This window comes from Clostridium peptidivorans (assembly GCF_900205925.1).
GTDB classification, from domain to species: Bacteria; Bacillota; Clostridia; order Clostridiales; family Clostridiaceae; genus Clostridium_AK; species Clostridium_AK peptidivorans.
Genome location: NZ_OAOD01000003.1, coordinates 1 through 12,821 on the forward strand (window position 1 = coordinate 1; position 12,821 = coordinate 12,821).

Consider the following 12,821-nt stretch of genomic DNA (forward strand, 5'->3'; position numbering starts at 1 on the left):
TCGTAAGATATTAATTATTCTATTTTTTATCAGAAATCTTTTATTGTATTACCTTATCTTTAACTTGTAAATTAAATTTTATCATTTATTTAATATAAGTTCTTGTAACATCCTGGGCTGCCGCCCTAAAAGATTTTTATGTGCTAAGTTCTAAAATGTTTTAGAAATTCAGTTGGCTGAATTTCTTCCTTCAGCAGTTCACATGAAGAACTTTTTAATGCTCTGGGAGCATAGAATTTTCATCCTAGAAGGCATTGAATGAGCCCTAGAACGGCTTTATTTATAAATTCAAAATACCGTTAAGAGCCGGCTACTGTCTGAGCGACAGCGAGTTTAGGCGGCTTAGGGATTTTAAATTTATAAATATTAGCCGCTCTCGGTGAAATGAATGCCTTCCTAAATGAAAATTCTATACGACCCAGAGCATTAAAAATGCCGCAATTTCCTTTTATAGTACCTTTGCAAAAAAATTATCATATACTGCTATTAAAAGATAATAACTAACAATAAGTTATTATTTACTTTAGTAGTAGGAGTTGAACTATGTATGGAACCTGATAATAGAAATTTTATTGTGATTATTTCATCTAGTAATAGAGCTGCATTTTTATATAAAAAATTGATTGAGCTAGGCTACGATGTAGGAATTATGGCTACTCCTTGTAAACTTTCTAAGGGATGTACCAGGTCAATAAAATGCAGGAGAGAGCAATTTGATATAATAAAGGAACAAGCTCAAAAGTATAATATTACCATAAACGGAATATATGAAAGGATTATAGAAAATAAAAAGTATAAATATATTCAAGTAGAATAGTTTGCTGTAAAAATAAAATACAATATCTTTTACAATATTAGAAGTTCAGCTTAGTCTGAATTTCTTTTTCATATTCGCTATTTCAATCCATATGAATCAGATAGTATATTAAATGTAATACAAATTGAAATGAAAAAAAGGAAAGACAAAAAAATTAAAATAGCCAGTAACCAGCTATAGATGTCTTACACGACAAAACTACATTTTACTGGCTACTGGCTAATAATTATTAAAGATGTCTTAAATTTTTTCTAAGTTTAAATTATATTTTATTGAATTTAGATATCTTCGTTTGGACAATTTTCGCAAGGACAGTCACAATCTATTACATAATGAGCCTCAACTGCAGCTGTAAATTCTCTTGGACGATTATTCGCTCTACAGTGATCAGCTATTAAGAAGGTAAAGGTTCTTGTTACATTTGTGCAAACTACATCTCGACCTGCAGTTACTACTTCTTCTGTAACTTGAGTAGCTATTGCTCTACATATATCGAAGTCACCATCATTATCTGTATCAAATTTTTCGCAAAGAATAGCTCCTACGGATAATGTGCTTCCTACACATACATTCTCTACAGTAGCAGTTACAGTTATTAGTATGCCGGAATTTAACACAATAGTTTGTTCAATATCTATTTGAGCACATAATTGACAATTTTCAACAGGTACTTGATTACTACATTCTAATGCCATTATAAATTCACTCCTAAATATTTTAAATTTTATAGTATTTAAACTATAAGTACAGCATTTTTTAAAATTAACTAGTTTAGCGTTAATTTTTGATATGTCATTAATGTTTTTAGTTATTAATCTCTAATCACTAAAACATATGAATTAAAATTTGAAGGTTAAATTTAAAAACTTGAGATTATAAAAGGCTATTAAGCATAATAATAATAACATTTATTAGTACAATTTGAGGGAGAGCAGCACTTAAATAAAAGTAAAATAAATATTAAAATAATTAGTGCCTTGTTATTAAATTTACATGGTTTATTTGGATTTGGACAAGGAGGCATTTTTATGTGAAGTTCAATATTTTTACAACTTTCACAGGGGTCAATTATTATAGGTTCTGAACATACAAAGCAGGATGTTCCATGTAATTTTGTATTCAATATATACACCCCTAAGGATTTTTTTAAGCTATCTAATATAATAATATGAAGCAGTATTAGTTTTGACACTAAATTTCTTAAACTAAATTTTAGGCTGCTGACAAATATGTTTTTATCAGCAGTCTTCAACTATATTAATTATTATTTATAAGTTGTTATTTACATGGGGAATAATAACTTATATAAAAATACCTTTAACTATTATAGTTAATTATTGTATAATAAACCTTAGGATTTCAAATGGGAGAGATGTAAATGAAAAAGATAGAATTATTAGCTCCAGCAGGAGATATGGATAGTTTAATAGCTGCAGTGCAAGCAGGGGCTGATGCTATATATTTAGGGGGCAGTAAGTTTTCAGCTAGAGCTTATGCCTCTAATTTTGATGAAGAAAACATGAAGAAGGTAGTAAATTATTGTCATCTGTATGGAGTGAAGGTATTTGTTACAGTAAATACCTTACTTAAAGAAGATGAAGTTTTAGAAGCACTTGAGTATGTAAAATTTTTATATAATATTGGAGTAGATGCACTTATAATTCAAGATTTAGGTCTTGTAAGTTTGATAAATAAGTATGTTCCTAAAATGGAACTGCATGCATCCACTCAAATGACTGTACATAATTTAGAGGGAGCAGAATTTCTTAAAAACCATAATTTTAAGAGAATAGTGCTTTCAAGAGAGCTTTCATTAAAGGAAATAACACATATTTCAAATAATTTAGGAGCGGATATTGAAATATTTGTCCATGGGGCATTATGCATATGCTATTCTGGTCAATGTCTTATGAGCAGTCTTATAGGGGGCAGGAGCGGAAATAGGGGAAGATGTGCCCAGCCTTGCAGACTTCCATATACTTTAGAGGAAGAAGGAAGTGAAAAAACTAAGCAAGGATACTTATTAAGTCCTAAGGATATATGTACTTTAAATGACATAAAGGATATAGTAAATAGTGGGGTAACTTCACTTAAAATAGAAGGAAGAATGAAAAGGCCGGAATACGTGGCAGGAGTAATAAGCATTTATAGAAGAGCAATAGATAGTATATATAATAATGAAGAGTTTAAATTTGAGGAAAAATACAATAAACTTCTTCAATTATTTAATAGAGAAGGTTTTTCAAAGGCTTATCTTTATGGAAATGTAGGAAAGGATATGATGTCTTTTTCTTTCCCTAAAAATACTGGTGTTTTCTTAGGAAGGGTAAGTAATAATAAATCTATAAAGCTTGAACAAAATATAGCTATAAAAGATGGAGTAAGAATTGGAGATAAAGGATTTATTATAAATAAGATTATAGTAAAAGGTAAAGAAGTAGAAAAGGCCTATAAAGGAGATATAGTAACGCTTTTACCTCAAAACTATAATATAGGAGATGACATATATAAAACCTTAGATAACGAGCTTATGGCAAGTTATGAAGAGTACTATAAAAATCATTATAGAAGAAAAATATCTGTGGATATTAGTATAGATTTTCAGGTTGAAAAATCTATAACACTATATGCTAATATAAATAATAAGGAAATTATAATAAAGGGTGAAGAAGTTCAAAAGGCTATAAAAAGACCGTTGGCTGAAGAAAAAATTATAGAAAACTTAAGTAAAACAGGAGATACTCCTTTTCAATTTAAAAATATAAAGTTTAATATATTTGAAGAAGGATTTCTACCTGTATCCTCGATTAATGAAGTACGAAGAAAACTCACAGATACTTTAGAAGAAAATATTATAAATTCTTATAATGAAAATAAGAGACTTAATGAAACAAATTTTGAGGCTAGTAATGATGAATATATTAAAAGTGAAGCTCCTGAAAGAATGTTTTATATAAGTACATTAGAGCAGTTAAAGGCTTTAAAAGAACTTGGTGAAAAAGATATAATATTTAATCCTTTCATAAGAAACAGTAAACTTAATATAGAAAGTCTTTTACAAGAAAATATAAACATTTATTTAAAGGCTCCAAATATAATTAAAGAAGAGTTTAATTATGTAGAAAAATATATTAATAATAACTTAAAAAATATAAAGGGAATTGTAACTTCAAATTTAGGAATAATACATAAATTTAACAGTATTGTTTCTATAATTGGAGATTATAAATTAAATATATTTAATAGCTATTCACTTAATTTCTTTAATAAAGTTATAAATGGAAGCTTGATTAGTGTAGAACTTAATAAAAAAGAAATGGCTTCTCTAAGTAAGAAGATAAGTACAGGAATTCAAATGCTTGTATATGGAAGAATAGAAGTTATGGTAAGTGAGTATTGTCCTATAGGAAGTACTTATGGTGGAAAGTGTAATTCTAAGCAGTGTAATAATTACTGTGAAAGAGGCAACTTTAAATTAATAGATAGACTAGGAAATAAGTTCCCAGTATATACGGATAAATTTTGCAGAAGTTATATATTAAATTCAGTACCATTAAATTTAATACCTAATATTAAGGAATTAGAAAAGTTAAATATAAATAGTATGAGAATAGATTTTACAGATGAAAGTTATGATGAAACTGTAAAAATAGTTAAGGCCCTTCGACATAAGGAATGGAATGAAGGTTTTGAAAACTATACAAGAGGACACTTTAAAAGAGGCGTAGAGTAAAATAATAAGGTGGGTTTAATAAATGAACGAAAGAGCACTTAGAGTATTAGAATTTAATAAAATAAGAGAAATGATTAAAAGTTATACAGTAACTGGAGCAGGTAAGGATTTAATAGAAAAGTTAGAGCCTTATAAAAGTTTATATGAAGTAGAAGAGCATTTACAGGAAACTCATGAAGCATTGCTACTTTTAACTAAAAAGGGTGCTCCTCCTTTTGAAGGAGTACATGATGTGCGAGATGGCATAAATAGAGCTGAGAAAGGCTCTGTGCTTTTACCAGGGCAACTTTTAAGAATTGCAGCGGTAGTTAGAAGTGCAAGAAGATTTAAAGATTATGTATCTCATAAGGAAGAAGAAGAAAACTATAAAGTTATTGAAAGTATATGCGAGGGAATTGTACCTCTTAAATCTTTAGAAGATGAAATATTTAATGCCATAATAGGAGAAGAGGAAATATCAGATAGAGCAAGTTCAACTCTTTACAATATAAGAAGAACATTAAAGGATAAAAATGCTTCCATAAGAGATAAGGTAAATTCACTTATGAGATCACATGCAGATCATCTTCAAGAAACCATATATACCATTAGAGGAGATAGGTATGTACTTCCTGTAAAAGCAGAGCACAAGGGAGCAGTACCAGGTCTTGTGCATGACCAAAGTTCATCTGGAGCAACATTATTTATAGAGCCTATGAGTTTAGTGAACTTAAATAACGAAATAAAAGAGCTCATGCTTAAGGAAAAGGCTGAAATAGAAAGGATACTTCAGGAGCTTTCAGGAAAGATATATGACAATATATTTGCTGTTAAAAACAACGCAGAAATAGTGTGGGAACTTGATTTTGTTTTTGCGAAGGCTAAGTTTGGAAGCGCTATGAATGCAACTCGTCCTCATGTAAATGAGAATGGAATAATTGATATAATAGAATCTAGACATCCCCTTATAGATCCTAAAGTAGTAGTATATAATGATATATATTTAGGGAGAGATTTTACTTCGCTTATAATTACAGGACCAAATACAGGAGGAAAAACTGTTACTTTAAAAACAGTAGGACTTCTTCAAATAATGGCACTAAGTGGTCTTATGATACCTGCAAAGGAAAATTCTACAGTAAGCTTTTTTAAAGAAATATTTGCAGATATAGGTGATGAGCAAAGCATTGAGCAAAGCTTATCCACATTTTCATCTCATATGACAAATATAGTAAAGATTATGGATGAAGCAGATGAGAATTCTTTAGTGTTATTCGATGAATTAGGAGCAGGTACAGATCCTACAGAAGGAGCAGCGCTGGCTGTATCTATACTTGAAAATTTAAGAAAAAGAAATACTAAAGTAGTGGCAACTACTCACTATAGCGAGATTAAGGGATATGCACTTAAAACTCCAGGAGTAGAAAATGCTTCAGTGGAGTTTAATGTGGAAAGCTTAAGACCAACCTATAGACTTTTAATAGGTGTTCCAGGAAAGTCAAATGCATTTGAAATATCTAAAAGACTTGGATTACCTAATTATATAATAGATGATGCTAAGGAAAGTATTTCTAGTGATAGTTTAAGATTTGAGGATTTAATTCAAAGCCTTCAAGAAAAGAGTATAAAGGCTGCAGAGGATGCGCGTAAGGCTGAAATGCTAAAGCTGCAAGCTGAAAGCTTAAAGGAAAAATATGAAGAAAAATTAAATACTGTAGATAGAACTAGAGAAAAAGCCTTAAGAGAAGCTCAAAGAGAAGGAAAAAATATATTAAGAGAAGCTAAGGAAGAAGCAGATACTATACTTAAAAACATAAGAGAATTAGAAAGAATGGGTTATTCTTCTGATGCAAGACAAAAGCTTGAACGGGAAAGAGCAAAGCTTAAAAATAAAATGGATCAATTAGATAGTATGGAAGAGGCTATTAAAAAGGATGAAGGACAGGAATTAAAAAATATAAATATTGGAGAAGAAGTTTTCCTACCTTCATTAAATCAAAAGGTTATTATACTTACAAAGCCTGATAATAAAGGGGAAGTTCAAGTTCAAGCTGGTATAATGAAAATAAGCGTAAAGGCAAAGGATTTAAGATTAGCTGGTGGAGTAAGCAAAGAACAAAAGAAAATTAAAAAGAGAGAAGCTAAATTAAACTTAAGAAACGTAGAATCCTCCATAGATTTAAGAGGATTAGATGCAGAAGAAGCAGTTTATAACACTGATAAATATTTAGATGAAGCTTATATGGCAGGGCTTGGCTCTGTTACAATCATACATGGAAAGGGTACAGGAGTTCTTAGAAAAGCCATACATGATATGTTAAAACGCCATCCTCATGTGAAAACCTATAGAATAGGAGCATATGGAGAAGGCGGAGAAGGCGCAACGATAGCCGAACTTAAATAGCTAATGTTTAATAATTAATAATTTAAGAAAAAAGTCGCCCAAATGGCGACTTTTTGTAATAATTGTAAGCTGTTCATTATTAAGTATTAACTGATACTACAGGTTTACAACCTTTATATAGTTAACTTCAGGATCTTCAGTACCCTGAACGTATAATCCGGTATCTTTAAGTCTTTGAACATAATCTATTATTTCTTTTGTGATTACTTCTCCAGGGCATAATATAGGGATTCCTGGTGGATAAGCCATTAAGAATTCTCCACTAACTTCTCCTATACTTTGCTTTAAAGGAAGAGAAACTTTTTCGCTGTTAAATGCTTCTCTTGGATTTAACTCCTGTCTTGGAATAGCTGGAATATCTATGAAGTCAGATTTTACTTCTCCTTTTCCATAGCATTCTTCACTTATTTCTTTTAAAGCATTTAAAAGTGCATTTATACTTTCTTTAGTATCTCCAAAGGAACCTACAGCAAGTACATTGTATAAATCTGATAATTCTACTTGAATGTGGTACTTATTTGAAAGTATCATATCTAAATCATATCCTGTGATTCCTAAATCTCTACAAGTAATAGTTATCTTTGTAGGATCTAGTGCAAATGCACCAGGCTGAGCTAAAATTTCACGTCCGAAGCAGTAAAATCCTGGGATTTTATTTATTTCTTCACGGGCATAATTTGTAAGTTCAATGGTATTATCTAATAATTCACGTCCATGTAAGGCTATTTGTCTTCTAGCACAATCAAGTGAAGCCATTAATATATAAGAAGGTGATGTGGTTTGAAGTAAATTTAATTGTTGTTTAACTCTGTGAGTATCTACTCTTTTAGAACATACTTGGAGTAGTGAGCATTGAGTTAATGCACCAATTAGTTTATGTGTACTTTGAGCACATATATCAGCTCCAGCTTCAATTGCAGACATAGGTAATTTTTCATTAAATCCAAGATGAGGACCATGAGCTTCATCTACTATTAATGGAATATCGTAGCTATGAACTATATCAGCTATTTTTTTGATATCTGCAGCCACTCCATAATAAGTTGGATTTATAATAAGTACTGCTTTAGCATCTGGATGTGCTTTTAATGTTTCTTCTACTGTTTCAGGAGTAACACCATGAGCTATTCCAACTGTTTTATCTAGTTCCGGTTGCATATAAACTGGATTTGCTCCGCTTAAAATTATACCTGCAGTTACAGATTTATGAACATTTCTAGGAATTAATATTTTGTCCCCAGATTTTACTACAGACATAATCATAGCTTGAATAGCACCAGAAGTTCCATGAATAGAAAAAAACGTTGCATCAGCGCCATAAGCATCTGCAGCTAATTCTTGTGCCTTTTTTATAGGGCCTGTAGAATGATGCAGACTATCTACTAATTTAAAAACAGTTACATCTATTTTAAATGGATTTATCCCTATAAAATTTTTAAATTCCTCATCCATACCTATGCCTTTTTTATGGCCAGGAACATGGAAAGGAATTGTCTCTCTATTAACATACTCCATTAATGCGTCGAATAAAGGAGTTTCATTTTGATCTAATTTATACACCTTGATAAGCACCTTCTTTCACAAAATTACACCCGTGAAACTATGTCAGTTCAATGGTTTCCGTGGATTTTTTATAAAACAATATCATTATAAGGTAAATGATAGGTAAATGCAATATAAATTGAAAAATATTTTATTGGTGATAATTTGGAATTTATATGGTAAAATATATATACAATTGCTTAGAGTATAAAGTGGATTCTCAAAATAAAAACGTAGTATAATTATTTTTATAAACACTTTAAATTTACATAAGGGAGAGTGTAATTATGGCATATGTAGACAAGTATAACCTATGGATTAACTCTAATTATATAGATGAAGATACAAAGGCAGAATTAAGAGATATAAAAAATGAAAAAGATTTAGAAGATAGATTTTATAGAGAATTAGAGTTTGGTACTGGTGGACTTAGGGGTATAATAGGTGCAGGAACAAATAGAATGAATGTATATACTGTGGGCAAAGCTACTCAAGGATTGGCTAATTACTTAAATTCAAATTATATAGAAGACAAGTCTGTAGCAATTGCGTATGATTCAAGAATAATGTCTAGAGAATTTGCAGAAACAGCAGCAGAAGTTCTAGCAGCTAACGGAATAAAGGTATATATATTTGATTCTTTAAGACCAACTCCTATGCTTTCGTATACAACAAGATATTTAAAGTGTAAGGCAGGTATATGTGTAACTGCTTCCCATAATCCTAAGGTTTACAATGGATATAAAGTGTACGGGGAAGATGGGGGACAGATAACTGATAAAAAGGCAAAGGATATATTAGAATGTATAGAAAATGTGGACAACTTTGCATTAATAAAAAAGCTTAATTTTAATGAAGGCGTTAAAAATGGAATTATAAATATAATAGGTGAAGAAGTAGACAAAACTTATTATGAAAAAGTAAAGACATTAGCTATAAGAAAGAATTTAATTAAGGAAAAGGCTAAAGATTTAAAAATTATATATACTCCTCTTCATGGTGCTGGAAACATTCCAGTTAGAAGAGTGTTAAATGAACTAGGATATGCAAATGTACAGGTGGTAAAAGAGCAGGAAGCTCCAGATGGAACTTTCCCAACTGCACCTTATCCAAATCCAGAAAAAAAGGAAGTATTTGATATCGCATTAACTATGGCAGAAGATATAAATGCTGATATTATTTTTGGAACAGACCCAGATTGTGATAGAATAGGAGCTGTAGTAAAAGATAATAAGGGTGAGTACAAGGTTCTTACCGGAAACCAAGTAGGATTACTTTTATCCCATTACATGCTTTCATCATTAAAGGATCTTAATAAATTGCCTTCCAATGGAACTGTAATAAAAACCATTGTTACAACAGATATGATTGAGGAAATTGCAAAGGAATTTGATATCACTGTAATGAATGTGTTAACTGGATTTAAATATATAGGGGAAAAGATAAAGGAATTTGAAGAAAATAAAAAGTTTAGCTATATATTTGGATTTGAAGAAAGCTATGGTTATCTTGCAGGAGATTTTGTCAGAGATAAAGATGCCGTAATTGCAGCAGCACTTATATGTGAAATGACTTTATATTATAAGGAGCAAGGATTAAGTTTATATGAAGGATTAATTAAGCTTTATGATAAATATGGATATTTTAAAGAAAATTTAATATCCATGGATTTTGTTGGAAAAGAAGGACAGGAAAAAATAGAAAAAATACTTCATTATTTAAGACATTCCATGAGCCCAGCTATAGCAGAAATAAAAATAGTAAAAAAAGCTGATTATAAGCTTGGGATAGAAAAAGATGTTGTAAATATACAGGAGACTACTATTGACCTTCCTAAATCTAATGTCTTAAAATTCATACTTGAGGATGGTTCTTGGCTTGTAGTAAGACCTTCTGGAACTGAGCCAAAGATGAAAGTATATTTATCAGTTAAAGGCAAAAGCATGGAAGAAGCTGAAACAAAAATAAAGGATTTTGAAAACAATGTAATGGATATAGTAAACAATGCTCAAACCTTATAATTATATTTAGGAGGTAACGCTTATGGGTATACAATCTCGTTTTTCCGACAAGCTAGCAAATATACTATTTTTAGAAGTAAATAATAAAAAATTAAGTAATATATTTAACATGAATATAGAAGATAATGTCTATATGCCTATAAAAGCTCAAGATATTATAGATAAGGTTAAGTCAGGTCAGAATGTAGATTCAATTCCAGTTGTATATTTTTTAGAAGCTATGTGCTTTGTAATGGGAGCAGATGATAATTTTAAATTTAATCATATATATAAGAGTATATTATTAAATTTTGATGATGTTATAAATTTGATAAAAGGCAAAATATACAAAGCTGTAGAAAATAATAATTATGAAGATGCATATATATTGCTCAAGGGTTTAGTGCAAGTAGAAGAAACTGAGGAAAATTATAATAAATTAATAATTTTAGTAGATAAATTAAGAACTTTAGACAATGCATATGTTGAAGAAGAAAGAAGTATATTAGATAGAATTAAAGAAATATTTGAAGCACTTCCTAGTACTTATTTATATGAAGCACTTTTAAAAAGGGATGAGAAGGATTATGAAGGTGCATTATTTGCATTAAATAACTATATTTCTAGAGGTGGAGAAGAAAATGCTGATATTACAGATTTAAAGCTTTCACTTAAGAATATAGTTGATTATGAGAAAGGTAAAAATCTTTCTTATGAAGATCCAGCTCAAGCATTAAAGCTATTAGTGCCGCTTATTTCAGAGTTTAATGATGATGCTGTTTTATATTATCATATAGCTGTATGCTATAGAAATTTAGCAATTCATGAAAAGGCAATTTATTATTTAAATGAAGCTTTAAGTATAGATAGTGCTATGCCTGAAGTGGTAAATGAGCTTGGAATAAATTATGCATCCATGGGAGATTTTGATAAAGCTATAATTTATTTAAGAAGAGCTTTTGAAGCTACTAAGTCTGTAGAAATTTGTACAAATCTTATAATGTGCTACTTAGATGCTGGAAAAATAGAGGATGCAAAGCTTCATTTGAATATAGCTAAAAAGTTAAATCCTAACGATGAAGTTGTAATAGAAATAGATAATTTGTTTAAAGATATGTAATTAAATTATCTTTTGCAAGTGAGAAAGGAAGTATATGGAGTAATGAAAGTAAAAAAAGCTATTATACCTGCAGCAGGACTTGGAACTAGATTTCTTCCTGCTACAAAAGCTCAACCTAAGGAGATGCTTCCTATAGTGGATAAACCTACTATACAATATATAATTGAGGAAGCCGTTGCATCAGGTATAGAAGAAATACTTATAATTACAGGTAGAAATAAAAGAGCCATAGAAGACCATTTCGACAAGTCTATAGAATTAGAAAATCAATTACAAAGTTCAGGAAAAGAAGAATTGCTTTGCATGGTAAATGACATATCAAATATGGTAGACATATATTATATAAGGCAAAAAGAACCGAAAGGACTTGGGCATGCTATAAATTGTGCTAAAACCTTTGTTGGCAACGAACCTTTTGCGGTTATGCTTGGTGATGACGTAGTAGATAGTGAAGTCCCATGTTTAAAACAACTTATTGATTGTTATAATGAATACAAGACTACAATACTCGGAGTGCAGGAAGTTCCAGAAAGTGATGTTCATAAGTATGGAATAATAAAGGGAAATTATATAGAAGATAGGGTTTATAAGGTGAAGGATTTAGTAGAAAAGCCTAAAACAGAAGAGGCACCTTCAAATATCGCAATACTTGGAAGATATATAATTACTCCTCAAATATTTGAAATACTTGAAAACACTAAACCTGGGAAGGGTGGAGAAATTCAACTGACGGATGCCTTAAGGTCATTATCTTCAGTGGAAGCCATGTATGCTTATTGCTTTAATGGAAAAAGATATGATGTTGGAGATAAATTAGGATTTTTACAGGCAACAGTTGAATATGCACTTAAAAGAGATGACTTAAAAGAAGAATTTATGAATTATTTATTAAACTTGAAAAATAATAAAAATTTTGCAGAGTTATATGAAAAATATTCATCTAATATACAAAGATAAGAAAACAGCTTACTTTATTGGATTTGATAATTAATAATAAAATCATATATTGCTATAAATTATGTAAAACCCCTTAATATGCTTGTCCGCATATTAAGGGGTTTTGTATCATAATTATGCAAAAATTTATATAAATTTCTTTATTAATATGGTAAACTCTTAATATGTGGGCATATTAAGAGTTGAATAATTTTTTGAATGATGTAAAATAGTTTAAGGAAACATCTCATTAAATGAGATGTGCTAATTTATAACAAAATCATAGATTT

8 protein-coding genes are annotated in these 12,821 nt (G+C 30.0%); 6 read left to right on the forward strand and 2 right to left on the reverse strand.

Features of this window, described 5'->3' with window-relative positions; all coding sequences use genetic code 11:
* The first annotated feature begins 547 nt into the window (after nucleotides 1-547).
* Entirely contained in the window at nucleotides 548-817 is a 270-nt protein-coding gene (locus tag CRN98_RS03250; protein WP_097025997.1) for a putative Se/S carrier protein, read from the forward strand.
* A gap of 278 nt (nucleotides 818-1,095) precedes the next feature.
* Here the strand turns inward: CRN98_RS03250 and CRN98_RS03255 are convergent, their stop codons facing one another.
* On the reverse strand, nucleotides 1,096-1,512 hold the full coding sequence (locus tag CRN98_RS03255; protein WP_097025998.1) for a hypothetical protein: 417 nt from the start codon (nucleotides 1,510-1,512) through the stop codon (nucleotides 1,096-1,098).
* Nucleotides 1,513-2,195: 683 nt separating this feature from the next.
* On the opposite strand from CRN98_RS03255, the gene CRN98_RS03265 reads away from it, so the two are divergent.
* Both CRN98_RS03265 and CRN98_RS03270 read left to right on the forward strand, forming a co-directional pair.
* Nucleotides 2,196-4,550, forward strand: coding sequence for a U32 family peptidase (locus CRN98_RS03265; protein WP_097026000.1), 2,355 nt, complete (start codon nucleotides 2,196-2,198; stop codon nucleotides 4,548-4,550).
* A gap of 22 nt (nucleotides 4,551-4,572) precedes the next feature.
* On the forward strand, nucleotides 4,573-6,933 hold the full coding sequence (locus tag CRN98_RS03270; protein ID WP_097026001.1) for an endonuclease MutS2: 2,361 nt from the start codon (nucleotides 4,573-4,575) through the stop codon (nucleotides 6,931-6,933).
* 96 nt (nucleotides 6,934-7,029) lie between these two features.
* Here CRN98_RS03270 and CRN98_RS03275 read toward each other — a convergent pair whose 3' ends face one another.
* Nucleotides 7,030-8,493 carry an aminotransferase class I/II-fold pyridoxal phosphate-dependent enzyme gene (locus CRN98_RS03275; RefSeq protein WP_097026002.1) on the reverse strand — a complete coding sequence of 488 codons (1,464 nt, stop codon included), beginning with the start codon at nucleotides 8,491-8,493 and terminating at the stop codon, nucleotides 7,030-7,032.
* A 269-nt stretch (nucleotides 8,494-8,762) separates the two neighbouring features.
* Here CRN98_RS03275 and CRN98_RS03280 point away from each other — a divergent pair, with 269 nt between their 5' ends.
* From CRN98_RS03280 to galU, 3 genes are read left to right on the forward strand one after another with little or no spacing between them, the layout of a single operon-like run.
* Entirely contained in the window at nucleotides 8,763-10,496 is a 1,734-nt protein-coding gene (locus tag CRN98_RS03280) for a phospho-sugar mutase (protein ID WP_097026003.1), read from the forward strand.
* Between the two features lie 22 nt (nucleotides 10,497-10,518).
* A complete protein-coding gene (locus tag CRN98_RS03285) occupies nucleotides 10,519-11,595 on the forward strand; it encodes a tetratricopeptide repeat protein (protein WP_097026004.1) in 1,077 nt (358 codons plus the stop codon).
* A 42-nt stretch (nucleotides 11,596-11,637) separates the two neighbouring features.
* Nucleotides 11,638-12,552: a UTP--glucose-1-phosphate uridylyltransferase GalU gene (gene galU / locus CRN98_RS03290; RefSeq protein ID WP_097026005.1), complete on the forward strand. Its 915-nt coding sequence runs from the start codon at nucleotides 11,638-11,640 to the stop codon at nucleotides 12,550-12,552.
* Nucleotides 12,553-12,821 lie beyond the last annotated feature (269 nt).